This is a genomic window from Enterobacter sp. E14S (assembly GCF_055666685.1).
The window spans coordinates 393,860-417,769 of sequence record NZ_JBVODQ010000002.1 but is presented as its reverse complement, the minus strand read 5'-3'; the positions used below and the strand labels follow the sequence as shown (position 1 = coordinate 417,769).

20 protein-coding genes and 2 pseudogenes are annotated in these 23,910 nt (G+C 57.7%); 6 read left to right on the top strand and 16 right to left on the bottom strand.

Annotation, left to right across the window (positions count from 1 at the left end; all coding sequences use genetic code 11):
* Positions 1–18: 18 nt before the first annotated feature.
* The 3 genes from ACZ6J2_RS07125 to ACZ6J2_RS07115 are packed head-to-tail and all read right to left on the bottom strand — an operon-like array spanning position 19 to position 2,935.
* Positions 19–489: a YehS family protein gene (locus ACZ6J2_RS07125; protein ID WP_421510756.1), complete on the bottom strand. Its 471-nt coding sequence runs from the start codon at positions 487–489 to the stop codon at positions 19–21.
* A 47-nt stretch (positions 490–536) separates the two neighbouring features.
* Positions 537–1,256 (bottom strand): two-component system response regulator BtsR, encoded by a 720-nt coding sequence (btsR, locus tag ACZ6J2_RS07120; RefSeq protein WP_471725266.1) that lies wholly within the window; start codon positions 1,254–1,256, stop codon positions 537–539.
* Positions 1,250–2,935, bottom strand: coding sequence for a LytS/YhcK type 5TM receptor domain-containing protein (locus ACZ6J2_RS07115; RefSeq protein WP_471725265.1), 1,686 nt, complete (start codon positions 2,933–2,935; stop codon positions 1,250–1,252). Before ACZ6J2_RS07115 ends, btsR begins: the two co-directional genes overlap by 7 nt.
* A gap of 217 nt (positions 2,936–3,152) precedes the next feature.
* Between ACZ6J2_RS07115 and mlrA the strand changes: the two genes are divergently transcribed.
* Both mlrA and ACZ6J2_RS07105 read left to right on the top strand, forming a co-directional pair.
* Complete coding sequence (mlrA, locus tag ACZ6J2_RS07110; protein ID WP_033146010.1) at positions 3,153–3,893, top strand: HTH-type transcriptional regulator MlrA; 741 nt, start codon at positions 3,153–3,155, stop codon at positions 3,891–3,893.
* 69 nt (positions 3,894–3,962) lie between these two features.
* A complete protein-coding gene (locus ACZ6J2_RS07105; RefSeq protein ID WP_008500895.1) occupies positions 3,963–4,076 on the top strand; it encodes a protein YohO in 114 nt (37 codons plus the stop codon).
* Here ACZ6J2_RS07105 and ACZ6J2_RS07100 read toward each other — a convergent pair.
* From ACZ6J2_RS07100 to bglX, 5 genes and pseudogenes are all read right to left on the bottom strand, one after another.
* Positions 4,051–4,788: an ABC transporter permease gene (locus tag ACZ6J2_RS07100; protein WP_471725264.1), complete on the bottom strand. Its 738-nt coding sequence runs from the start codon at positions 4,786–4,788 to the stop codon at positions 4,051–4,053. The genes ACZ6J2_RS07105 and ACZ6J2_RS07100 overlap by 26 nt on opposite strands.
* Positions 4,772–5,721: pseudogene (locus ACZ6J2_RS07095) on the bottom strand (ABC transporter ATP-binding protein). Before ACZ6J2_RS07095 ends, ACZ6J2_RS07100 begins: the two are co-directional and overlap by 17 nt.
* A complete protein-coding gene (locus ACZ6J2_RS07090; RefSeq protein ID WP_126786737.1) occupies positions 5,714–6,871 on the bottom strand; it encodes an ABC transporter permease in 1,158 nt (385 codons plus the stop codon). The pseudogene ACZ6J2_RS07095 and the gene ACZ6J2_RS07090 overlap by 8 nt, the downstream one beginning before the upstream one ends.
* 12 nt (positions 6,872–6,883) lie before the next feature.
* Positions 6,884–7,801, bottom strand: coding sequence for a glycine betaine ABC transporter substrate-binding protein OsmF (gene osmF, locus ACZ6J2_RS07085; protein ID WP_471725263.1), 918 nt, complete (start codon positions 7,799–7,801; stop codon positions 6,884–6,886).
* A gap of 144 nt (positions 7,802–7,945) precedes the next feature.
* Positions 7,946–10,243: a beta-glucosidase BglX gene (bglX, locus tag ACZ6J2_RS07080; RefSeq protein ID WP_045355465.1), complete on the bottom strand. Its 2,298-nt coding sequence runs from the start codon at positions 10,241–10,243 to the stop codon at positions 7,946–7,948.
* Between the two features lie 189 nt (positions 10,244–10,432).
* On the opposite strand from bglX, the gene dld reads away from it, so the two are divergent.
* Positions 10,433–12,181 (top strand): D-lactate dehydrogenase, encoded by a 1,749-nt coding sequence (gene dld / locus ACZ6J2_RS07075; RefSeq protein ID WP_320711128.1) that lies wholly within the window; start codon positions 10,433–10,435, stop codon positions 12,179–12,181.
* Between the two features lie 112 nt (positions 12,182–12,293).
* Positions 12,294–12,848, top strand: a complete 555-nt coding sequence (locus ACZ6J2_RS07070; RefSeq protein WP_167819169.1) for a GNAT family N-acetyltransferase — start codon at positions 12,294–12,296, stop codon at positions 12,846–12,848.
* Between the two features lie 85 nt (positions 12,849–12,933).
* Here ACZ6J2_RS07070 and pbpG read toward each other — a convergent pair whose 3' ends face one another.
* Both pbpG and ACZ6J2_RS07060 read right to left on the bottom strand, forming a co-directional pair.
* Positions 12,934–13,857, bottom strand: a complete 924-nt coding sequence (gene pbpG / locus ACZ6J2_RS07065; RefSeq protein ID WP_023312453.1) for a D-alanyl-D-alanine endopeptidase — start codon at positions 13,855–13,857, stop codon at positions 12,934–12,936.
* Positions 13,858–14,024: 167 nt separating this feature from the next.
* Complete coding sequence (locus ACZ6J2_RS07060; RefSeq protein ID WP_033146018.1) at positions 14,025–14,612, bottom strand: Yip1 family protein; 588 nt, start codon at positions 14,610–14,612, stop codon at positions 14,025–14,027.
* 157 nt (positions 14,613–14,769) lie between these two features.
* Here ACZ6J2_RS07060 and ACZ6J2_RS07055 point away from each other — a divergent pair, with 157 nt between their 5' ends.
* A complete protein-coding gene (locus ACZ6J2_RS07055) occupies positions 14,770–15,342 on the top strand; it encodes a DedA family protein (protein ID WP_039263154.1) in 573 nt (190 codons plus the stop codon).
* A gap of 87 nt (positions 15,343–15,429) precedes the next feature.
* Here ACZ6J2_RS07055 and ACZ6J2_RS07050 read toward each other — a convergent pair whose 3' ends face one another.
* Positions 15,430–16,194 (bottom strand): SDR family oxidoreductase, encoded by a 765-nt coding sequence (locus tag ACZ6J2_RS07050; RefSeq protein ID WP_320717260.1) that lies wholly within the window; start codon positions 16,192–16,194, stop codon positions 15,430–15,432.
* Between the two features lie 50 nt (positions 16,195–16,244).
* Positions 16,245–17,663 (bottom strand): multidrug resistance outer membrane protein MdtQ, encoded by a 1,419-nt coding sequence (mdtQ, locus tag ACZ6J2_RS07045; protein WP_471725262.1) that lies wholly within the window; start codon positions 17,661–17,663, stop codon positions 16,245–16,247.
* Between the two features lie 203 nt (positions 17,664–17,866).
* Here mdtQ and yohP point away from each other — a divergent pair, with 203 nt between their 5' ends.
* Positions 17,867–17,950: a small membrane protein YohP gene (yohP, locus tag ACZ6J2_RS07040; RefSeq protein WP_015572324.1), complete on the top strand. Its 84-nt coding sequence runs from the start codon at positions 17,867–17,869 to the stop codon at positions 17,948–17,950.
* 39 nt (positions 17,951–17,989) lie between these two features.
* Here yohP and ACZ6J2_RS07035 read toward each other — a convergent pair whose 3' ends face one another.
* The 4 genes and pseudogenes from ACZ6J2_RS07035 to ACZ6J2_RS07020 form a co-directional block, all read right to left on the bottom strand.
* Positions 17,990–19,384, bottom strand: a complete 1,395-nt coding sequence (locus ACZ6J2_RS07035; protein ID WP_471725261.1) for a glycoside hydrolase family 1 protein — start codon at positions 19,382–19,384, stop codon at positions 17,990–17,992.
* 12 nt (positions 19,385–19,396) lie between these two features.
* Positions 19,397–21,363 (bottom strand): annotated as a pseudogene (gene bglF, locus ACZ6J2_RS07030) (PTS beta-glucoside transporter subunit IIABC).
* Between the two features lie 24 nt (positions 21,364–21,387).
* Entirely contained in the window at positions 21,388–22,221 is an 834-nt protein-coding gene (gene licT, locus ACZ6J2_RS07025) for a BglG family transcription antiterminator LicT (RefSeq protein ID WP_471725260.1), read from the bottom strand.
* A gap of 166 nt (positions 22,222–22,387) precedes the next feature.
* Positions 22,388–23,677 carry a carbohydrate porin gene (locus ACZ6J2_RS07020; RefSeq protein WP_471725362.1) on the bottom strand — a complete coding sequence of 430 codons (1,290 nt, stop codon included), beginning with the start codon at positions 23,675–23,677 and terminating at the stop codon, positions 22,388–22,390.
* Between the last annotated feature and the right edge of the window lie 233 nt (positions 23,678–23,910).

Below are 23,910 nucleotides of genomic sequence, written 5' to 3'. Positions count from 1 at the left end.
GATAATCTCCGGCTTTTTTTATGGTTTAGGGTGATGCACCCGGTGGGTCAGCCCGCGCAGGAAATTACGCAGAAACTGATCGCCGCACTCGCGGTAGTTTTTATGATCCGGCGCGCGCATCATGGCGGTCACTTCCGGCACGGATACGCGGTATTTTTGCTCCGTCATGATCGCCACAATATCGTCCGTTTTCAGCGAGAACGCGATGCGCAGCTTTTTCAGCACCGTGTTGTTGTTCACGCGACGCTCCAGCGCCAGCTCCGGCGCGGCGGGATCTTTGCCACGTTTATCGTAAATCAGGCCGTTCAGGAAACCCGACAGAATGATGTCAGGGCAGCGAACAAAGCCCTCTTCGTCTTCTTTGGTCATCCAGGTATCGAAACCCGCAGACGTGGCTTCCATGTCGGACAACGCAAGAATGCGCACCATGTCGTTATTGTTTGCTTTCAGGGTGTAGCGCAGGCTACGAAGAATATCATTACTAATCATGAGTGCCTTTAACTGTCGATGATGCAATGGCGCGCAGTGTACCAGTTTTACAGGCCAATCGCCTCTTTCAAACTCTTCAGGTAGCGACGGCTGACGGGCACCGTTTGCCCGGCACGCAGCACCAGTTCGGCCTGGCCGTTATCTTCCAGGCGGATCTCCTTCAGGTGAGCCATGTTCACCAGATACTGGCGGTGGCAGCGGATCAGCGGCGTGCGGCTCTCGAGCGTGCGCAGGGTCAGCTCGGTAAACCCTTCGTTCCCTTCCGCGCTGGTGACAAACACCCCGCTCAGGCGGCTGCTGACAAAGGCCACATCATCCATCTGCAGGAGATAAATGCGGCTGTGCCCGGTGCAGGGGATAAACTTCAGCGGCTGCTGGTTTTCCGGCAGCAGCGTCATATCCTGCACGGTGCGCTCCTGGCGTAAACGAGTGAGCGTTTTATCCAGCCGCTTCTCTTCAATCGGTTTCAGCAGATAATCAAAGGCATGTTCTTCAAATGCCTTCACGGCATATTCATCAAACGCTGTCAGAAAGACGATATAGGGGCGGTGCTCAGGATCAAGCATCCCGACCATCTCCAGCCCGCTGATGCGCGGCATCTGAATGTCGAGGAACAGCACGTCCGGGCGCAGCTTGTGCACCGCGCCGATGGCCTCAATAGCGTTCGCGCACTCCCCCACAATCTCAATATCAGGCTGCTCCTGCAGCAGAACGCGCAGGTTTTCCCGTGCCAGCGGCTCGTCATCCACGATCAGCACTCTTAACATGCGTTTTCCTCCAGCGGCAGTCGTACGGTAATACGGGTAAATCGGTCGGGCTCACAGGCAACGGTAATGCCACAGTCATCGCCAAAGTGTGCGCGCAGACGTTTATCCACCAGGCTCATCCCTAAACCGCCGGAGGCGGAAGGCTGGTAAAGCCCGGCATTATCTTCAATATCCAGCACCAGATGGTGGTTGAAACGGCTGGCGGCAATGGTTATCTCCCCTGTCCCCAGAAGCTGTGACGTGCCGTGCTTAATGGCGTTTTCGACAATAGGCTGCAGGGTAAAGGCCGGGAGATGCTGATACGCCAGCTCGTCCGGAACGGAGAGCGACACCTGCAGGCGCGACTGGAAACGCGCCTGCTCGATCTGCAGATAAGCATTCACGTGTTCAATCTCATCGGCGAGGGTCACGATCTCAGACGGCCGTTTCAGGTTCTTGCGGAAAAAGGTTGACAGAAATTGCACCAGCTGCGCGGCCTGATCGCTGTCGCGGCGGATCACCGCTTTGAGCGTGTTGAGGGCATTAAACAGGAAATGCGGGTTGACCTGAGCGTGCAGCAGCTTAATTTCGGACTGCGTCAGCAGGGCTTTCTGCCGTTCATACTGCCCCGCCAGAATTTGCGCGGAAAGCAGCTGGGCAATCCCCTCCCCCAGCGTGCGGTTGATCGAGCTGAACAGACGGTTTTTGGCCTCATACAGCTTGATAGTCCCCATCACCCGCTGATTTTCCCCGCGCAGTGGAATCACCAGCGTGGAGCCCAGCTTGCACTGCGGATGCAGCGAACAGCGGTAAGGCACTTCGTTACCGTCGGCATACACCACCTCACCGGTTTCAATGGCGCGCAGCGTATAGGCTGAGGAGATCGGTTTACCCGGCAGATGGTGATCGTCACCTGTGCCGGTAAAGGCCAGCAGCCGCTCGCGGTCGGTTATGGCCACCGCGCCGATATCCAGCTCCTTGTAAAGCACCTGCGCGACCTTCATGCTGTTCTCTTCGTTAAACCCCTGGCGCAGGATCCCTTCGGTCGAGGCGGCGACCTTCAGCGCCGTGGCGGAAAACGCCGAGGTGTACTTCTCAAACATGGCGCGCTTGTCGAGCAGAATGCGCATAAACAGCGCCGCACCCACGGTGTTGGTGACCATCATTGGGGCGGCAATGCTGCTGACCAGGTGCAGCGCATCTTCAAACGGACGGGCAATGAGCAGAATGATCGCCATCTGCGCCACTTCGGCCACAAAGGTAATGGCACCGGCGGTAAGCGGGCTAAAGACTTTATCCGGGCGGCCGCGTTTGATCATGTAGCTGTGCACCAGGCCGCCGAGCAGCCCTTCCACGATCGTGGAGATCATGCAGCTCAGCGCCGTCATTCCGCCCATGGAATAGCGATGCAGACCCCCGGTTAAGCCGACAAGCCCACCGACGACGGGACCGCCCAGCAGCCCGCCCATCACCGCACCGATAGCGCGCGTGTTGGCAATAGAGTCTTCGATATGGAGACCAAAATAGGTCCCCATAACGCAGAAAATAGAGAAGGTAACGTAGCAGAGCAGCTTGTGCGGCAGGCGTACGGTAACCTGCATCAGCGGGATGAAAAGACGCGTTTTGCTCATCAGCCAGGCAATGACCAGAAACACGCACATCTGCTGAAGCAACAGCAGCACCAGATTAAACTCGTACATACTCAAAACCGCACACGCTAAAAACGCGTAACATACACTGATGCGGGTTTACTTTCTTTGAAGCATCCCAAAAAAGCGCAAAATCGTGTCCGTTATCACACCTTTTTCTGAATATCGTGCATGCTCCGCATTGTTTGTTCAAAAATCAATCAATCCTTCCTGGTTCGCCAAAGTGGGTCTACAGTTAAGCTGGGAACGCGTAAGCCAGGGGGCGAATATGGCGCTTTACACGATAGGTGAAGTGGCACTCCTTTGTGACATCAATCCCGTTACCCTACGGGCGTGGCAGCGACGGTATGGATTGCTTAAACCGCAGAGGACCGACGGTGGGCATCGCCTTTTCAATGAGGCCGATATCGACCGCATCCGCGAAATTAAAAGCTGGATCGACAACGGGGTGCAGGTCGGAAAAGTGAAGTCCCTGCTGAGCCATGACGATCCGGACACGCAACACCTCTGGCGCGAACAACAGGAAACCCTGCTGCGGCTTCTGCAGGCGGGGAATCTTCAGCGCCTGCGTGCATGGATAAAAGAGCAGGGCCGCGACTATCCGGCACAGACGCTAATCAGCCATCTTTTCATTCCGCTCCGTCGACGTCTTCAGTGCCAGCAGTCCACCCTGCAGGCGCTGCTGAGCATGCTCGACGGGGTGCTGATCAACTATATTGCCGTCTGCCTTGCCTCAGCGAAGAACAAAGCCGGAAAAGATGCGCTGGTGGTCGGTTGGAATGTACACGATACCACCCGCCTGTGGCTGGAAGCGTGGATCGCCACCCAAAAGGGCTGGCGCGTGGATGTCCTGGCACACTCGCTGGCGCAGCTTAAGCCCGAGTTTTTCGACGGTCAGACCCTGCTGGTCTGGTGTGGCGAAGTGCCGTCCGCCACGCAGCAGCAGCTGCTGACGGAATGGCGAGAGAATGGTTACCCGGTTTATTCCCTTGGCCCGGATGAGCCATAACGGCATTTAATGGTTCATTAACAGCTGCGCTTCACCGTATAATTGTTCCGTTAACAACAGGAGCACATGATGAAGGCAACCAAACTGGCCATTATTACCCTTTTTGTCCTGATGGCCGTGAGCGGTATCGGCGGCGTGATGCTGGCAGGATACTCGTTTATTGTTCGCGGCGGTGTCGGCTGAGGTACAGCGCCAGCCGCTCAAAAAGGCGATCGACGACGATTGCCGCCAGCGCGACCAGCACCGCCCCCTGCACGATATAAGCCGTATTAAACCCGCTCAGGCCGATAATAATCGGCGTTCCCAGCGTATTGGCACCGACCGTTGACGCAATGGTCGCCGTCCCGATGTTAATAATCACCGACGTGCGGATCCCGGCAATGATAACCGGCGCCGCAAGCGGCAGTTCAATCTTGCGCAGCCGCTGGCCGCGACTCATCCCCATCCCTTCAGCCACGCTCAGCACCGACGCCGGTACCGCCGCGAGGCCCGCCAGCGTGCCCTGCAGCACCGGCAATACGCCGTATAAAATCAGCGCAATAATGGCGGGTTGCTGACCAAAGCCCATCACCGGCACCGCTATCGCCAGCACCGCCACCGGGGGAAACGTCTGGCCAATCGCCGCTATCGTCTCCACCAGCGGACGAAATTCTTTGCCCGCAGGCCGCGTGACCGCGATGCCTGCCCCAACCCCCAATACAACCGCGATGACGCTTGAGAGCGCCACCAGCCAGAGATGTGCCAGGGCGAGATTAATAAATCTCTCCTGCTGATAAACCGGCCGCGGCAGCCCCGGGAAAAGAGCGTTAAACAGCGCCGCGCTGTGGGGCATCAGAAACAGTAAGGCGACAAAGAGCGCTACCAGCCAGAGGAGCGGATCACGCAGTGCCTTCACGCGTCACCTCCCCGGCCAGCAGATCGCGAAAATGTAAGGTTCCGCACGGCGTACCGCGCGAGTCCGAGACGGGCAATACCTCGCACTGGCGCGCGACAAACGCCGAGAGGGCATCCCGCAGGCTCATCTGCGCCTGCAGCGGTTCGCCGCTCACCGGTATCTCCTCCCGACGCATATAGTCGCTGACCGTCCGCAGGGAGAGCAGCCTCACGCCCAGCTCGCTGCGGCCAAAAACTCGCGCACAAAGTCGTTCTTCGGCCATGTTAATAGCTCAAGCGGCGAGCCCTGCTGCACCACTTCGCCATGATCCATCAGCACCAGATGGTCGGCCAGGCGCAGAGCTTCATCAATATCGTGCGTCACGAGAACGATCGTGCGTCCGAGAATGCGGTGAATGCGGGTCATTTCCGCCTGCAGCGCGCCCCGTGTGACCGGATCCAGCGCGCCGAAGGGTTCATCCATCAGCAGCACCTGCGGGTTAGCCGCCAGCGCGCGCGCCACGCCCACGCGCTGCTGCTGGCCTCCGGAAAGCTGGTGCGGATAGCGGTCGCGCAGCGCGGGCTCCAGGCCCAGGAGCGACATGAGTTCATCCACCCGGTCGGCGATTTTCGCCCGCGACCATTTCTCCAGCTGCAGCACGGTGGCGATGTTCTGCGCCACCGTCCAGTGGGGAAACAGGCCGATAGACTGAATGGCATAGCCCATCCGGCGGCGCAGCTCCAGCACCGGCAGGCTGCGGATCTCTTCTCCGGCAAAGCGGATCACCCCGCTGTCATGCTCAACCAGGCGGTTGATCATCTTCAGGGTGGTGGATTTTCCCGAGCCCGAGGTGCCAATCAGCACGGAAAACGCCCCCTCGGCAAAGTTCAGGTTCAGATGGCTCGCCGCCGGGCGACCGGCAAAGATTTTACTGACATCATGAAATTCAATCATTGGCTCTTCTCCTGAGCAGCGCGAGCCATAAGGCAAACAGCGCGTCGACGACAACCGCCAGCGCAATCGTGGGCACCACGCCCAGCAACACCAGATCGAGGGCACTGCTGAGCAGCCCCTGGAACACCAGCGCGCCAAAGCCGCCCGCACCAATCAGCGCCGCAATCACCGCCATGCCGACGGTTTGTACCGCCACCACCCGCAGGCTGCGCAGCAGCAGGGGCAGCGCCAGGGGGAGCTGAATTTTCCAGAAACACTGCCGCGCGCTCATCCCCATCGCATGGGCGCTTTCAAGCACATCCGGCGCGACCTGGCTCAGGCCCGCGACCACGCCGCGCACCAGCGGCAGCAGCGCATACAGCACCAGCGCGATAAGCGCGGGCGTTAACCCCGTTCCGGCTATGCCGAGCGTTCCCAGCACCGGAAATGACTTAACCAGCCCCGCCAGCGGGGCAATCAGCAGGCCAAACAGCGCGACGGAAGGTATGGTCTGGATCACGTTGAGTACGGCAAAGATCCCGCCCTGGCGTGAAGGATGACGATAGCACCACATGCCGAGCGGTATCCCGATCAGCAGAGCCGGGATCAGCGTGCCAAAAAGGATCGTCAGGTGTTGCGCCAGGGCATCATCAAACACCTCCTGACGGTTCGCGTACTCTTTCAGCAGCGAGAGATTGTTCAGCTCACCGCTGAACAGCAGGAACAATGGAATACACCATATCTGCGCGTTGAGCACCCAGCGCCAGACGGCGCTGGAGATGAGTCGACGAATGGCGTCGCTGCTGGCCAGCAGACACAGCGCCAGCCACAGCCAGAGGCCGCTGCCCACCGTGGTTCTCGCCAGCGGGCTTTCCGCCGAAGCCATATGCGTCGCCGCCTGCCCGGCTCCCCAGAAGAGGAGGATAAACAGCCCTTCAGCAAGGAGCAGCGTCAGCCACTGCGCCGTGCGCCCTTGCCAGAGCGATAGCGCAACCCACGCGCCCAGCGCCGCGGCCAGCCACCACGGCGTGAACGCCCACACTTCCCAGAGATAGCGCCCTTCCCCTGACATCAGGCGGTTAGGTGCGACATTCACAAACGGCAGCGCGACCGCCGCGATGGCCACGCAGGCCAACAGCAGCAGTACGCGGTTATGACATTTTATTGGCACAGCCCTTTCCCGTTACTTCACAAGCCCTTGTTGTTTCAGGAAGTCGGCGGCCACTTTTTTGGCATCCAGCCCCTCGACGGCAATGCTGGCGTTCAGCTGCTGCAGCGTTTTTTCATCCAGTTTTTCGAAGACCGGTTTGAGCCAGTCGGCAATATCCGGATAGGCTTTCAGCACCGACTCACGTACGACCGGGGTCGGAGCGTAAATCGGCTGTACGCCTTTTGGATCGGTCAGGGTTTGCAGGCCGAGCGCCGCCACCGGGCCGTCTGTGCCGTAGGCCATTGCCGCGTTAACGCCAGAAGTTTGCTGCGCCGCCGCCTTGATGGTTACCGCCGTATCCCCGCCCGCCAGCGAGAGCAGCTGCGCCTGGTCGAGCTTGAAGTCGTAGGCTTTTTCGAAAGCAGGGAGCGCGTCAGGACGCTCGATAAACTCCGCGGACGCAGCCAGCTTAAAGTCGCCCTTCTCTTTCAGATAGCGGCTGAGATCCGCCAGAGACGTCAGCTTACCTTTCTCCGCCACGTCCTTGCGCACGGCGATAGTCCAGGTGTTGTTGGCCGGGGCCGGCGTCAGCCAGACCAGCTTGTTCTGTTCCGCGTCGAGTTTTTTGACTTTCTCATACCCGGCTTTGGCGTTTTTCCATGCCGGATCGTTTTCATCTTTGAAGAAGAATGCCCCGTTGCCGGTGTATTCCGGATAGATATCCAGCTCGCCGGAGGTGATTGCCCCGCGCACGACGGGCGTGGTGCCCAGCTGAACTTTATTGACGGTTTTAACGCCGTGGCTTTCCAGCACCTGCAAAATAATATTGCCGAGCAGCGCGCCTTCGGTATCGATCTTTGAGCCCACTTTTACCGGCTCCGCCGCCTGTAACGGCAGGCTCAGCGCCGCCAGCAGCACCGCAGATCCCAACATCCCCTTTGCAATCGTCATTCCGCTATCCTCATTTTTTATCGCCTTTTTCAGAGGCTTGAGAGAAAAGCGTAGCTTAAAACAGCTGATTTACCCGGTAAAATGCCTTTTTAGCATAACGTAAGACGCATCCCCCGGGAGTCGGGGGATGCAAAGGAAGGAAGGTTACAGCAGCTCGAACTCGCCTTTATTCACGCGGGCGGAATCCACCCCGATAAAGACGTTAAACTTGCCTGGCTCCGCATCGTATTTCATCTGCTGGTTCCAGAACTTCAGCGCCTCCACGTCAATCGGGAAGCTGATGGTTTGGGTTTCGCCAGGCTTCAGATTGACCTTCTCGAAGCCGCGCAGCTGCTTCACCGGACGGCTCATCGAGGCGGTGACATCCTGAACGTACATCTGAATTACCGTTGCCCCTTCGCGCTTGCCGGTATTGGTCACCTCAACGCTGGCGGTAACTTTGCCGTCACGCTTCAGGGTCGGTGCCGACATTTTCACGTCAGAAACCTTGAAGGTGGTGTAGCTCAGGCCGTAACCAAACGGATACAGCGGGCCGTTAGCTTCGTCGAAGTAACGGGACGTGTACTTGTTCGGCTTGTCGGCGTTATACGGGCGACCGGTGTTCAGGTGGCTGTAGTAGACCGGGATCTGCCCGACGGAGCGCGGGAAGGACATCGGCAGCTTGCCCGACGGGTTGTAATCACCAAACAGCACGTCGGCGATGGCGTTACCGCCTTCGGTACCGGCGAACCAGGTTTCCAGAATGGCGTCAGCCTGCTGGTCCTCTTTCACCAGCGCCAGCGGACGACCGTTCATCAGCACCAGCACCAGCGGCTTGCCGGTAGCTTTCAGGGCGGCGATCAGATCGCGCTGGCTCTGCGGGATGGTGATGTCGGTACGGCTGGAGGCCTCGTGCGCCATACCCTGCGCTTCGCCCACGACCGCGACAACGACGTCAGACTGTTTCGCGGTATTCACCGCCTCGTCGATCATCTCCTTCGGCGTGCGCGGATCGACCTTCACCGCTTCCTCGTACTGGTTGAGGAAGGTGACGATGTCTTTGTCGTTGGTGACGTTCGCCCCTTTGGCGTACACCACTTTCGCGTTATCACCTACGGCACTCTTAATCCCGGTCAGCACGGTCACGGACTGATCGGCCACGCCTGCCGCAGACCAGCTGCCCATCACGTCGCGCTTGCTGTCGGCCAGCGGGCCCACTACGGCAATGGTGCCGGATTTTTTCAGCGGCAGCGTGTCGAGGCGGTTTTTCAGCAGCACCAGGCTTTCGCGCGCCACGTCACGCGCTTCTTTGCGGTGCAGGCGGCTTTCGGCGTTGGTATCTGCCGGGTCAGAATCCTTCGGCCCCAGATGGCTGTACGGATCGTTAAACAGCCCCATGTCATATTTCACGTTCAGCACGTGGCGAGCGGCATCGTCCAGCTCCGCCATCGTTACCTTGCCGCTCTTCACCAGCCCCGGCAGGTATTTGCTGTAATACTCGTCGCTCATGCTCATGTTGATGCCGGACTTGAGCGCTACGCGCACGGCGTCTTCCGGATCGGAGGCGGTACCGTGTTTGATCAGCTCTTTAATCGCGCCGTGGTCTGAAACGGTGATGCCCTTAAAGCCCCACTGGTCGCGCAGCACGTCTTTCAGCAGCCATGAGTCAGAGGTCGCAGGCGTGCCGTTCAGCGAGTTCAGCGCCACCATCACCGCGCCGCTGCCCGCATCCAGCCCTGCCTTGTACGGCGGCATGTAGTCGTTGAACAGGCGCTGCGGGCTCATGTCGACGGTGTTGTACTCTTTCCCGCCCTCCACTGCGCCATAGGCCGCGAAGTGTTTGACGCTGGTCATCACCGAGTAGCGATCCGCCGGGCTTTTGCCCTGCATCGCTTCCACCATGGTTTTACCCATCGTGGAGGTTAAATACGTATCTTCACCAAAGCCTTCCGAGCCGCGGCCCCAGCGCGGATCGCGCGAGACGTCCACCATTGGCGCCCAGGTCATGTTCAGGCCGTCGTCCGCCGCTTCATAAGCCGACACGCGCCCGACGGTTTTCACCGCGTCGAGGTTAAAGGAAGAGGCTAAACCGAGGCTAATCGGGAAAACGGTACGCTGGCCGTGCACCACGTCATAGGCAAAGAACAGAGGAATTTTCAGGCGGCTGAGATCCATCACCTGATCCTGCATCTTGCGGATATCCTGGCGGGTGACGGTATTAAAGATGGCCCCTACCTGCCCGTCTTTGATCATCTCGCGGATGGCCTCTTTCGGGTTATCCGGGCCGACGCTGATAAGACGCAGCTGGCCGATTTTCTCATCAACCGTCATTTTCTTGAGCAATTCAGTGACAAACGCGTCCCGTGCTTCAGGCGTGAGCGGGTGATTACCAAACAAATCCTCTGCCAGCGCAGGTTGCAGCGCCAGGCTGACGGCGACACCTACAGAACATAGCCATTTCATGTCGTTTTACTCTCTCATCAATAACCGCCGGACGATCTCGGCCATACCGTGCGAAAAGCGCAGTGTGCCACAAACCCTCGAAACGTTGCAGGGTTATTCTCTGATTTTTCTCGTGAATACTCGACCGCTTAACAGTTAATCGCGCTATGCTTTACAGCGAGAAATTTGCCCCACCACAAGGAGTGGAAGATGACTTCTGTTCGAACAAACGATAACACAACTTTTATTAACGAACTGTCGCGCCTGGTTGGCTCCTCTCACCTGCTTACCGACCCGGCCAAAACCGCCCGCTACCGCAAAGGTTTCCGCTCCGGTCAGGGCGAGGCGCTGGCGGTGGTCTTCCCCGGCACGCTGCTGGAGCTGTGGCGCGTGCTGAGCGCCTGCGTCGCCGCCGACAAGATTATTTTAATGCAGGCCGCCAATACCGGCCTGACCGAAGGCTCCACGCCGAACGGCAACGATTACGATCGCGACATCGTGATTATCAGCACTCTGCGCCTCGACAAGCTGCATCTGCTGGATAAAGGCGAGCAGGTGCTCGCATTCCCCGGCACGACGCTCTACTCCCTGGAAAAAGCGCTTAAGCCGCTGGGTCGTGAGCCGCACTCGGTGATTGGCTCGTCCTGCATTGGCGCCTCGGTGGTTGGCGGGATTTGCAACAACTCCGGCGGCTCGCTGGTACAGCGCGGCCCGGCCTACACCGAGATGTCGCTGTTTGCCCGTATTGACGAAAACGGCAAGCTGACGCTGGTCAACCATCTGGGAATCGATCTCGGCGTGACGCCAGAGCAGATCCTCAGCAAGCTCGACGACGATCGCGTGAAGGACGAAGACGTGCAGCACGATGGCCGCCACGCGCACGATCACGACTACGTGACCCGCGTGCGGGATATCGACGCCGATACGCCAGCGCGCTACAACGCCGACCCGGACCGCCTGTTTGAATCCTCCGGCTGCGCCGGGAAGCTGGCCGTTTTTGCCGTGCGTCTGGATACCTTCCCGGCGGAGAAAAAGCAGCAGGTGTTTTACATTGGTACCAATCAGCCTGAGGTTCTGACCGAAATTCGTCGTCATATTCTGGGCGAATTCACCCATCTGCCGGTGGCGGGCGAGTACATGCACCGGGACATTTACGACATCGCCGAGCGTTACGGCAAAGATACGTTCCTGATGATCGACAAGCTCGGCACCGACAAAATGCCGTTCTTCTTCACCATGAAGGGACGCACCGACGCGATGCTGGAGAAAGTGTCGCTGTTCAAACCTCACTTCACCGACCGCTTTATGCAGAAGCTGGGCAACGTTTTTCCGGCGCATCTGCCGGAGCGAATGAAAACCTGGCGCGATAAGTACGAGCACCACCTGCTGCTGAAAATGGCCGGGGACGGAATTACCGAAGCGCAGTCCTGGCTGACCGAATTCTTCAAAACCGCCGAAGGGGATTTCTTTGCCTGTACGCCTGAAGAGGGCAGCAAAGCGTTCCTGCACCGTTTTGCCGCCGCAGGCGCCGCCATCCGTTATCAGGCGGTGCATTCCGAAGAGGTGGAAGATATTCTGGCCCTGGATATCGCCCTGCGACGTAACGACACCGAGTGGTTTGAGCACCTCCCGCCGGAAATCGACAGCAAGCTGGTGCATAAGCTCTATTACGGCCACTTTATGTGTTACGTCTTCCATCAGGATTATATCGTCAAAAAAGGGGTCGATGCGCACGAACTGAAGGAGCAGATGCTCGCCCTGCTGCGTGAACGCGGCGCACAATATCCTGCGGAACATAACGTCGGGCATCTTTATAAAGCCCCTGATGCACTTAAGCAGTTTTATCGCGAGAATGACCCTACAAACAGCATGAATCCCGGCATTGGTAAAACAACGCGGAAGAAATACTGGAAAGAGAGCGCGGACGCGGAGCAGCGCGTAACGCAAGCGTCTGATTAATTCCTATAGCCAAATTTGAGAGATTGTTTAGCGCGCCTTAATCGTAATAGAGTAACCGTCTGACGCCGGAGGAACGTTTCTCCGGCTTTCTATAACGAGGAGCAGGCACATCATGTCGGCTATTGATGTTTTATCCGAGACCGAACTGGAAGTGCGCGATGCCCTTCCCGATGATGTGCATGCCATCGCCGCCATCTATGCATGGCATGTGCTGCACGGGCGTGCGTCATTTGAAGAAGTCCCCCCTACCATCGACGAAATGCGTCAGCGTATGAAAAGCGTGGCTGAGAGCGGTTTGCCGTGGCTTATCGCGTTGTATCGCGGCATCGTGGTGGGCTACTGCTACGCCACGCCTTACCGCCCGCGACACGCCTACCGCTATACCCTGGAAGAGTCGATTTACGTGGATGCCAGCATCACCGGGCGCGGTTTTGGTTCGGCATTAATGGATGCGCTAATCGCCCGCTGCGAGCAAGGCCCGTGGCGGCAGATGATTGCCGTTGTGGGCGATGGCAACAATAATGCCGGGTCGCTGCGGCTGCATAAAAAGCACGGCTTCGAGATTGTCGGTCAGCTGCGCAGCGTGGGGTATAAGAAAGGCGACTGGCGGGATACGGTGATTATGCAGCGCTCGCTCAACGATGGGGACTGGACGCTGCCGGAATAAACGCAAAACGGTAACCTGGGTTACCGTTTTTAGTGTTTTTTCCCTCTAGAGGGTCGGGGTGAGGGCATCAGCGCACACAAACGACTCAGTCGTTCTGCGCCGTCGCCATCTGTTCCGCTTTCTGCTTTTTATAGGTCAATGCTGCGGCCGGAACGGGCTGCACTTTCCCGGTTTCAATCCAGGTACGCAGGCGGCTCGCGTCCGCGAAGTGGGTATATTTGCCGAAGGCATCCATCACCACCAGCGCCACCGGCTTACCGTTAAACACGGTGCGCATCACCAGACAGTGTCCTGCCGCGTTGGTAAAGCCGGTTTTGGTTAACTGAATATTCCAGTTATCGCGATATACCAGATGGTTGGTGTTGCGGAACGGCAGCGTATAGGCCGGGTTCGCAAAGGTCGCCATCTCTTCACGGGTAGTGCTGAGCTGACCAATCAGCGGATACTGTTTGCTGGCAATCAGCAGTTTCGTCAGATCGCGGGCCGTGGAGACGTTGTTGATCGACAGACCCGTCGGTTCAACATAATGCGTATTGGTCATCCCCAGCGCTTTGGCTTTTGCGTTCATCGCGCGGATAAAGGCGTCGTAGCCGCCCGGATAGTGGTGCGCCAGGCTCGCCGCCGCACGGTTTTCAGACGACATCAGCGCCAGCAGCAGCATATTTTTACGGCTGATTTCACTGTTCAGACGCACGCGAGAGTAGATCCCCTTCATCTCCGGCGTGTGGCTGATATCCACTTTCAATTTTTCGTCCAGCGGCAGATGTGCATCAAGCACCACCATCGCGGTCATTAATTTGGTTATTGAGGCGATCGGGCGCACCAGGTCCGGATGGCTGGCGTAGATCACCTTATTGGTGTTGAGATCGACAATCATCGCGCTGCCGGACGCAATTTGCGGCTGAGCAGCGGCGGCGGTCACCGCGGGCGTTTTAGCGACGGCCGGCACGGCAGCGGATGCACCCAGCAACAGCGCCAGGCTAAGTAAAGAGACTCGGAATTTCAGCATGGTGAGACTTCTGATAATTATTCACGCACGTCATGACGTACACCGCCTGTATCAACGGATAAACGCAGGCTGGCTTCGGCATCATAGCGGTCACCGAGCGTTGTCGCCAGCGGATAATCGTGAACAGATGCTGCATTGCTGGCATTTACGCCAGCAATGCAGTGAACTCAGAAGAGACGGTATCCGTAACCCCAAAGAATAACCGTCAGCGCCAGTAGCGCCTCCAGCACCAGCACCCCGATGGCGAGTGTTGAACTGGAAAAACTCAGGCCTTCTTCTTTATTGATATTCAGGAAGGTTGGAACCCCCAGATACAGCAGATACCCGGTGTAAAAGAGGGCAATGGTACCGATCAGCGCGCACAGCCAGACCAGTGGATAGAGCGCAACAATACCGCTTAAGAACAGCGGGGTCGCGACATATCCGGCAAAGACCATACAGTGCGCCAGCGATGGACGTTGCGGGTAGTTACGCGCCATCCAGTGAATGACGCGCCCCATTATCGCCACACCCGCCAGCATCAGGCCATAAAAAACGATGGCCAGATAGAGTCCGGTAAACCAGGAAAGCTGAACCACGGTGCCGTCACCGAAGTTCCAGCCGATTTGTGTTGTTCCGATAAAAGCGCATATTACCGGCACCGCAGCCATCAGCAGCACGTGGTGCGTGTAATGATGCGAGACCGTTTCGTTCTCACTTTTAATGACATGCATCTCACGATCGGGATGGGAGAAAAGTCCCCAGACATGGTTCATAGCGCCCCCTTGTTGTCGGCCCGTCAGCGATACCTTAAGTATAATGCAGGCTTTAGATTATTTTATGTACAGTGGGAAATTTCCGTTGATTTCCCCGCTGTTGATTCATGGGGTATATGATTAAACGAGGTAAGCAGAGGGAGATAACATTCACGTAATGGATATTAACGCACTTATTGAACAATATGGATATGCCGCGCTGGTCGTCGGTAGCGTGGCAGAAGGTGAAACCATCACGCTGCTAGGCGGCGTCGCCGCGCATCAGGGCTTACTGAAATTCCCGCTGGTCGTCGCAGCGGTCGCGCTCGGCGGAATGATTGGCGATCAGCTGCTCTACTTTCTCGGGCTGCGCTTCGGGCCAACGCTGCTTAAGCGTTTCGCAAAGCATCAGAAGAAAATCCGCCGCGCTCAACGGCTCATTCAACGTCATCCCTATCTGTTCGTCATCGGCACGCGCTTTATGTATGGCTTTCGCATTATCGGGCCGATACTGATTGGCGCCAGCCATCTGCCGCCAAAAATTTTCCTGCCGCTCAATGTTCTTGGTGCGATTGCCTGGGCGCTGATCTTTACGACGCTCGGCTACGTAGGGGGCGAAGTGATTGGCCCGTGGCTGCATAATCTCGACCAGCACCTGAAGCACTGGGCGTGGTTGATTCTGGTGGTTGCGGCGGTGATCGGGGTCAGGCTGTGGCTGAAGCACCGGGATAAGACGCGGGATGAGGAGTAGCAGGGTGCGGCCTGATGCCCTCACCCTAACCCTCTCCCACAGGGAGAGGGAACTAAAAACACCCTCTCTCACAGGGAGAGAGGGAACCTACCCCTCCGGCTTAAACTGCGGGTTCGCCAGCATAAAGCCCCCGTCGACAATAAACGATTGCCCCGTCGTGTAGCTGGCGTCGCTGTCGCACAGCCATGCCACCAGGCTGGCAATCTCTCTGGTGTGGCCCGGTCTTGCCAGCGGGATTTCCGGCATTGAGCCTTCCTTCACTTCGCTGTCGTCCATGTCGTTCATCGGTGTGGCAATGGCGCCCGGCGCGACGGCGTTCACCAGAATGTTGTGCTTAACCAGTTCCATCGCCATGGATTTGGTTAACCCGCCGAGCGCATGTTTTGCCGCCGTGTAGGCGCTGGCCTCCGGCAGCGGCGTGTGCTCATGCACCGAGGTGATATTCACAATCCGCCCCCCTTCCCCCTGCTTCACCATCTGCCGTGCGGCAATCTGCGAACAGAGAAACGCGCCGTCCACGTCGACGGTGAAAATGTTCCGCCAGTCGTCAAACGGCATCTCAAGGAACGGCGCTTTGGTCATCGCTCCGGCATTGTTAACCAGCACGTCCAGCCGACCAAAACGCGCAATCAGCGTTTCAATAGCCTTTGCGCCTTCCGGCAGCGTGCTTAAATCAAGATGGATAGCCTCTGCGCGCTGCCCCTGCGCTTCAACTTCGCGGCAGGTTTCGAGCGCCCCTTTTTCATCCGAGTGCCAGGTGACGCCAATATCAAACCCGCGCTCTGCGAGCATCAGCGCCGTGGTTTTACCAATCCCGGAATCCGATGCGGTCACTATCGCTACTCTGGTCATACTCACCTCCTGAAAAACTGCAAAGAGGTAAGTATAGATAATGACCATTTTTAGCCATGATGATAGCCGCCGCCCAGCGCCGACGTCAGCTGCAGCGTGGCGTCGACATACTGGCCTTTCAGCAACAATCCGGCGAGGTCTTCCCTGAGGGCCGGGATCCTGGCTTCACTGACCCGCGAGCCCGCAACAATCCCCGCGCTGAAACGCGCCTGCGCCAGCGCCACAACCCGCGCCGCATCTTTTTCGACCTGCTGCTGATGGCGGTTCTTCGCCGTCAGCGTTTCGACTTCGCTGGCCGTGCGCGCCACCTGATTGACCGCTTCGACCACCGCTTTGTTGTAGTTCGCGACCGAGAGATTGTTCTGCGCCTGGGCGATATCCAGGCTGGCGTTCAGCCTGCCGCTGTCGAAGATCGGCAGCGTCAGCCCGGCGGTCACGCCCATCTGCTGCGCTGAAGCGCGAAACAGATCGCTCAGATGGAGGGCATCCTGCTGTAAGAACGTCATCAGGTTCACGTCAGGATAGAAAGCCGCTCTGGCGGCCTCCACCTCGCTCATGGAGGCTTCGATATACCAGTGCGCCTCCTGAAGATCCGGACGGCGGGCCAGCAGCTCATAACCGAGCGTCGGCGGTAACGCGGCGTCAACCGTCGGCAGCGCATGCCGCGTAAGCGTTACGGAGGAAGAATTAGTCAGCGCGACCAGACGCGCCTCTACGGCTTTCATCTTCCCGTTGACTTCAGCCAGCTGCTCTTCGGTTTTGTTGGCGTTGATATCGGTTTCCACCCCTTCAACGGAGGAGGTGATCCCTTGCTGATACAGCTCGCGGTCGGCGCCGATAATATTGTCCTGCTCATGTTTGATCTGCGCGAGAACCTCCCCTGCGGCGGCCTGAGTTTGCCACTCCCAGTAAAGCCGCGCCACGCTGCTGGCCAGCAGCTGGCGGGTCTGCTCCAGCTCCGCTTTTTGCGCATTCACTTTGCCAATCCGGGCCTCGACCCGGGCGCGATTTTTTCCCCACAGATCGAGATCCCATCCTGCGGTCAGGCCAAAGGTGCCGTTGGTGTACCACGGCCCGGTGGTGCCTGCAGCCGGGTCGGTAAGGGCAAAAGGCCCCATTAGCCCTTCGGCGGACATCTTCTGGCGTTCCGCATCGGCGGAAAAATCAATCTGCGGACCGTCAGCGGCCATGGCGGCTTTGGCCTGGGTTTCGGCAAGCGTAATGCGCTGACGGGCAATCTGCATATCCGGCGCATCGCTCAACGCTTTCGCAATCAGCCCGTTAAGCTGGGGATCGTTATACGCTTTCCACCACTCATTCTTCGGCCAGTCCTGATGATTCAGAACCGTATTCACCGACGCCGCAGCGGTTTGCGTTTTAATGGGAGACACTGTGGCATGTTCAGGCGCGCAGGCTGCCAGAATAAAAGCGAAGGGTGCGCTCAGAGATAAAATAAGAGAACGTTTCATTACGCCATACACTCAAAAAATAAAGGCGCACGTTACGCTCGATATCGTTCATTTTTTTAGTAACGCGTGGCAATCCGCAAATTGTCATACATTTTAATACCCGGAAATTTATTCCCAAAGAGAATGATTAAATCCAATGCATTCACGCCAAATATAAATACGCTGCTACACTTATTCAGGACATACATGAGCGGGAGAAAGGAATGAAAATATTACTGTGGGTTATTTTAATTATATTTCTGATAGGGCTCTTAGTGGTCACCGGCGTATTCAAGATGATTTTCTGATCTATTTGCCCGGCTAAGAGCCGGGCAACGTCATTAATATCAGGCTTTCAGCGAAGCCCCTTTCGTGGCAATCACCTCTTTATACCAGTAGAAACTTTTCTTACGGCTGCGCGCCAGCGTGCCGTTACCGCTGTCATCGCGATCGACGTAAATAAACCCGTAGCGCTTGGAGAGTTCAGCTTTAGACGCGCTGACCAGGTCGATTGGCCCCCAGCTGGTATATCCCATCACCTCCACGCCGTCGTCAATGGCTTCACGCACCTGCACCAGGTGGTCGTTAAGGTAGCTGATGCGATAGTCATCCTGCACCACGCCGTTCGCATCCGGTTTATCCTTCGCCCCGAGGCCATTTTCCACGATAAACAACGGCTTCTGATAGCGATCCCAGAGCACGTTTAACAGGGTACGCAGGCCGATGGGGTCAATCTGCCAGCCCCATTCGGAACTTGCCAGATGCGGGTTTGGCACCATGCTCAGGATATTGCCGCGCGCCTGCTGGTTGAGGGCCTCATCCGCGGTGACGCAGCCCGTCATGTAGTAGCTGAACGAGATAAAATCGACGGTTGATTTCAACGCCTCTCGGTCGGCATCCGTGACCTCAAGCTGAATACCATTGTCGCGGAAGAAGCGCTGCATATAGCCGGGATAGGCGCCACGGCACTGCACGTCGCCAAAGAATTGCCACGCGCGGTTTTCCTGCAGCGTCTCCAGAACATCTTCCGGCTTGCAGGTCAGCGGGTACATCAGGCCGCCCAGCAGCATGTTGCCGATTCTGGCATCCGGGATAATCTCGTGGCAGGCCTTCACGGCCAGCGCGCTGGCCACCAGCTGGTGATGGATCGCCTGATACACCTCCCCTTTACTGCTGGTTTCCGGCAGGCCCACGCCGGTCATCGGCGCGTGCAGAGACATATTGATCTCGTTGAAGGTCAGCCAGAGCTTCACCTTCTCCTTGTAGCGCGCAAACACGGTACGGGCGTAGCGCTCGAAGAATCCAATGGTCTGGCGGCTGCCCCACCCGCCGTACTGCTTCACCAGCCCCCACGGCATTTCGTAATGCGAGAGCGTCACCAGCGGGGTAATGCTGTGCGCGGCCAGCTCGTCAAACAGCCGGTCGTAAAACGCCAGCCCCGCCTCGTTAGGCTGCTGCTCGTCGCCGTTCGGAAAAATGCGGGTCCAGGCAATGGAGACGCGCAGGCAGCTAAAGCCCATCTCTGCGAACAGTTTGATGTCTTCCGGGTAGCGGTGATAGAAGTCGATGGCGACGTCCTTGATGCCGCTGTCGCCCGCCACGCGCTCAACCACCGGGCCGAAGACACCCTGCGGCTGAACGTCTGAGGTGGACAGCCCTTTCCCCTCCTCCAGATACGCGCCTTCTACCTGATTCGCGGCAACCGCGCCGCCCCATAAAAAATCGTCCGGGAAAGTTTTCATCACGTTCTCCTGTTATTGATGGCTTACGCTGAGTAACGGCGCACCGGCGTTGACGGACGTTGCCGCCACGGTCACCACGTCACGATACTCATCGCTGTTACTGATAATAATCGGGGTCGCCAGGTCGTATCCGGCATCGATAATCGCCTGTCGGTCAAACTCCAGCAGCAGATCGCCGGGCTGCACCCTGTCGCCCACCTTGACGTGGGCGGTAAACGGCCTGCCGTCGAGCTTCACGGTGTCGATCCCCACGTGGATCAACACTTCAATCCCGCTGTTGCTGAGCAGGCCGATGGCGTGTTTGGTCTGAAACAGCGAGGCCACCACGCCGGCAAACGGGGCCACCACTTTGTTATCCGAGGGAATAATCGCGGCACCGCTGCCCAGCAGGCCGCTGGCAAACGTGGTATCCGGCACCTGGTCGAGCGCCAGAACGGTGCCGGTCATCGGTGCCAGCACATCGTTTTCACCCGCTGGCGCAACCGCCTCGGGCGCTGAGCGTCCCGGCATGCCCGCCACCAGCGTCAGGCCGCAGCTCAGCACCAGCGCTACCGCGGTGCCGATCACGCCGCCCCACAGCGTGGCGTTTACCCCACCCGGCGGAATCATCTGGGCGATGGTAAAGATATTGGCGAAGCCGAAGGAGTAAACGTGGGTATCGCTGAAGCCGACAATCGCCCCGCCGATTGCCCCCGCCACGCAGCCAAAAATAAACGGGCGGCGCAGCGGCAGGTTTACGCCATAGACGGCCGGTTCGGTAATACCAAATATCCCGGCCGTTACCGATGAACCCGCGAGCATCTTCTGGCGGGAATCGCGGGTACGCAGGAAAATCCCCAGCGCTGCCCCTACCTGACCAAACACCGCGGGCAGCAGCATCGGCAGCATGGAGTCATGCCCCAGCACCGCCAGGTTGTTGATCATCAGCGGCACCAGCCCCCAGTGCAGGCCAAAAATAACGCAGACCTGCCACAGCGCGCCCATCGCCGCGCCCGCCAGCCACGGTGCCAGAACGTAAATACTCTGATAGCCGTTCGCCAGCATCTGGCTCAGCCAGGTCGCCAGCGGGCCGATAACGAGGAAAGTCAGCGGCACGGTTAATCCTAAGCAGATCAGCGGCGCGAAGAAGTTTTTCATCGAGGAAGGCAGCAGCCTGGTGCTCTGCTTTTCCAGCCAGCAGCTCACCCACGCGGCGAGAATAATCGGGATCACCGACGAGCTGTAGTTAAACCAGGTGACAGGAATGCCCAAAAAGGCGTCCGATACCGCCCCCGGCTGCTGGCTGGCGTTAAACGCCGCAATCATCATCGGGTGAGTGAGCGCCCCGCCGATCACCATGGTAATAAACGGGTTGCCGCCAAATTTTTTCCCGGCGGTATAGCCCAGCACCAGCGGGAAGAAGAAGAACAGCGCGTCGCTGGCGGCGAACCAGATTTTATAGGTGCCGCTCTCGGTGCTCAGCCAGCCGCACACCACGGCCAGGGCCAGCAGCCCTTTCAAAATACCGGACGCGGCCAGAATGCCGATAAATGGGGTGAAGATCCCGGAGACGATGTCAATCAGGCGACCCAGCAGGTTGCCCTTGTCACCCTTCTCTTCCATGGCTGGCGCGTCATCGGTAAGGCCTGCTTCATTGCGCACCGCCTGCCAGACATCGTGAACGTGGTTGCCAATCACCACCTGAAACTGGCCGCCGCTTTCGACCACCATGATCACGCCCGGGTTTTTCTTGAGCCCTTCCGCATCCGCCCGTTGATTCTCTTTCAGTTTGAAGCGAAGCCGGGTCGCGCAGTGTACAAGACTGACGATGTTTTCTTTTCCGCCAACGTGGCCGAGAATATCCTTCGCTAAAGCCTGGTATTCCATCTCGATTTCCTTACATCCGATGCCCGCGGGCACCTGCTGACTGAGTATAAAAAATAAAAAAACCCGAGAACGACCTTCTGACGAAGGCCGCGCTCAGGTTTTGCCTGCGTGATGCAGTAACAATCCTGTTTTGAGGCTTAGCGCCCCTCTTTTCTCACCCGCTCGATATGAATGGCGAGGAACATAATTTCTTCGGTCGTCAGCTCACGCTGATAGCTTTTGTTCAGGTGCTGGGCGATTTTCTCGGCGCATTTCCACGCTTTCGCGTAGTTGTCTTTTACCGCGGTATGTAGCGAGACGTCGTCATCTTCCACCACGGTGCGGGTCAGCATCCGCTGGGCAAAAAACTTCAGATGCGTGACAAAACGCTGATAGCTGAGCGCGTCTTCATCGTACTCAAGCTGCAGCTGATACTTCACCAGCTGCAGGATCTCCTGCATCACCCGCGTCACGTGCATCACTTCCGGCATTTCGCTGTTCAGCTGCGCGGTGACCAGATGCAGCGCGATAAACCCGGCCTCATCCTCCTCCAGTTCGACGTTAAGGCGTCTGGCGATAATGGCACGCGCCTCCTGCCCTAATTCGAACTCCTTCGGATACAGCCGTTTAATATCCCACAGCAGCACGTTTTTGATGGCCAGCCCGTTCTTCTGCCGCTCAATCGCAAAGTAGCAGTGGTCGGTGAGGGTGATATACAAACTCTCCTGCAGCTTGCCCAGCCGCTGCGCCGCCAGCCCGATGATGCGGTCGCAGGTGGTCATCACCTCCAGCGGAATTTGATTCAACAGCTCTCCGAGTCGACGCACCAGTTCATCGCTTTGTAACGCAAACACCTTTTCAACCAACGCGGTATCCAGCGCTTCACCGACGCGCTTCTGAAAGGCCAGCCCACGGCCCATCACCACCTGTTCGCGCCCGCGCTCATCCTTAACAACCACCACGTTATTATTGAGTATCTTGGCGATTTTCATCTGAACCCCAGAAACAAAAAAACCTGACCTCCGGCAGATGCCAGAAAATCAGGTTTTGCCTGCCTAAGCAGTAACAATCCAGTTCTGGCACTCTATCAGTTTCATTCATAGCCTCAATGCATCACGCGTCAGAAACGTGACGCGGATCGAACTTGCTACGGTGATATCAGAAGCTCACCACCGTTTTCAGCTCGGTAACCCAGGCATCCTGGGTGCGACTGACCCCGCCGGGATGGTGCCAGTACTGAATGCCCGGCTGCAGTTCAAGCCACGGCACTGGACGAAAACGGTAGTAAAACTCGCCGTTCAAGGAATGGCCCGGCACCGGATGATACGCCGGATTGGTGTCATCGCTAACGCCGCTCAGGCTGTTCAGGTAACGCTGATTGCGGGCGTACTGGCTGCTCATATCAATCCAGGTTAAGCCAAAGCCAATCCAGTCTTCCGGCCGCGCGTCAAACAGCCCGCGGTAGCGCAGCGAGGCGGCGTAAACCTGATGCATGTAGTTGGTACTCTGATCCGCAAGGCTCATGCTGAAAGAGGTGCTCAACCCGCGATTCGGGTCATCCTGATGCTGCGTAAGCTGCTGGTTCAGCCCGGCGTACATGAACCAGGTCCGGCTGTGGGTATCAAAGCCGTTCGGGTCCGTCGCGCCCGCCCCGCCGGATTTGCCGCGATAGAGATCGGTTTGCGGCGCGTTGGTAAACACCACGCCCAGGTTATACGCGCCCGGCAGGCCGTTAATCAGCGGACGCGCTTCGATTTCAACCGGCAGTAAAACCCCTTTGCTGCCCTTCGTCGACCAGCTCCACGCGTGGCTGCGGCTGGAGGCCTGCGGATTTTGCTCCATCACGCCACCTTTTAAGGTCAGCGTCGGCGTGAGTTTATACGCAAGCGTGGTGCCCCAGGTGTGCACGTTCCAGTTGTTCCACGTCAGCGAGTTGGCTGACTTCCCGCCGCACTGCGACAGGAGCTGGAAATCACAGGGGATGATTTGATCGAAGGTCTGTACCTTGTTCATCATCCCGATGCGCCAGGTCAGACGCCGGTCGTCAAAGCTGCGGGCAAAGGTCAGCCAGCCCAGGCGGGTAATGGACTGTCCGCCCCAGCTCTCCTGGGTCAGGTCGTTAAAGTTGACGCGAGGGTCCTGCACGCGTTTGGTGGTGAGGTCGTCATTGTGGTTACGGTTGACGATGTTCCCCTCGATACGCGCATCCGGGATACCGGTCCAGCGCTCAAGATCCTGGTTGAAGGTCAGCGCAAACTGGTCAATATAGGCCACGTGGGAGTCGTGGTTATAGCCACCGCCTCCGTTCCAGCCAATTTCATTCAGATATCCGAGGTTATAGGTAAAACCGTTATCGTTGAGGATTTTACGTATGCCGAGCATTTCGCCCAGAACAGGCTCCGGCGGAGCTTCAAACCCTAATACCGTTCCGTTCCAGTCCTGCGCCATTGACAGCGGGGATATCGCTAATAAGGCGAACGCATAGAGTTTATTTTTATATGCCATGATAACAACCTGTGATTGAGTATTTTGTGCGTAACCGTCCGCAGGAAATTTTTCTATTTCCTGTCGTTATTAAATTTTTTTAAAATCAGTAAAAAGCGCTAAGCCAAATTTCTCTCCTGCGTAAACGAGAGGCAAAAAAACCTAAGCGCTCCACAGCGAAAATGCTGTGAAACGCT

Coding starts and splice junctions, on each gene's coding strand:
- ACZ6J2_RS07125 (WP_421510756.1), bottom strand. CDS start 489: ATGATTAGTAATGATATTCTTCGTAGCCTGCGCTACACCCTGAAAGCA.
- btsR (WP_471725266.1), bottom strand. CDS start 1,256: ATGTTAAGAGTGCTGATCGTGGATGACGAGCCGCTGGCACGGGAAAAC.
- ACZ6J2_RS07115 (WP_471725265.1), bottom strand. CDS start 2,935: ATGTACGAGTTTAATCTGGTGCTGCTGTTGCTTCAGCAGATGTGCGTG.
- mlrA (WP_033146010.1), top strand. CDS start 3,153: ATGGCGCTTTACACGATAGGTGAAGTGGCACTCCTTTGTGACATCAAT.
- ACZ6J2_RS07105 (WP_008500895.1), top strand. CDS start 3,963: ATGAAGGCAACCAAACTGGCCATTATTACCCTTTTTGTCCTGATGGCC.
- osmF (WP_471725263.1), bottom strand. CDS start 7,801: ATGACGATTGCAAAGGGGATGTTGGGATCTGCGGTGCTGCTGGCGGCG.
- bglX (WP_045355465.1), bottom strand. CDS start 10,243: ATGAAATGGCTATGTTCTGTAGGTGTCGCCGTCAGCCTGGCGCTGCAA.
- dld (WP_320711128.1), top strand. CDS start 10,433: ATGACTTCTGTTCGAACAAACGATAACACAACTTTTATTAACGAACTG.
- ACZ6J2_RS07070 (WP_167819169.1), top strand. CDS start 12,294: ATGTCGGCTATTGATGTTTTATCCGAGACCGAACTGGAAGTGCGCGAT.
- pbpG (WP_023312453.1), bottom strand. CDS start 13,857: ATGCTGAAATTCCGAGTCTCTTTACTTAGCCTGGCGCTGTTGCTGGGT.
- ACZ6J2_RS07060 (WP_033146018.1), bottom strand. CDS start 14,612: ATGAACCATGTCTGGGGACTTTTCTCCCATCCCGATCGTGAGATGCAT.
- ACZ6J2_RS07055 (WP_039263154.1), top strand. CDS start 14,770: ATGGATATTAACGCACTTATTGAACAATATGGATATGCCGCGCTGGTC.
- ACZ6J2_RS07050 (WP_320717260.1), bottom strand. CDS start 16,194: ATGACCAGAGTAGCGATAGTGACCGCATCGGATTCCGGGATTGGTAAA.
- mdtQ (WP_471725262.1), bottom strand. CDS start 17,663: ATGAAACGTTCTCTTATTTTATCTCTGAGCGCACCCTTCGCTTTTATT.
- yohP (WP_015572324.1), top strand. CDS start 17,867: ATGAAAATATTACTGTGGGTTATTTTAATTATATTTCTGATAGGGCTC.
- ACZ6J2_RS07035 (WP_471725261.1), bottom strand. CDS start 19,384: ATGAAAACTTTCCCGGACGATTTTTTATGGGGCGGCGCGGTTGCCGCG.
- licT (WP_471725260.1), bottom strand. CDS start 22,221: ATGAAAATCGCCAAGATACTCAATAATAACGTGGTGGTTGTTAAGGAT.
- ACZ6J2_RS07020 (WP_471725362.1), bottom strand. CDS start 23,677: ATGGCGCAGGACTGGAACGGAACGGTATTAGGGTTTGAAGCTCCGCCG.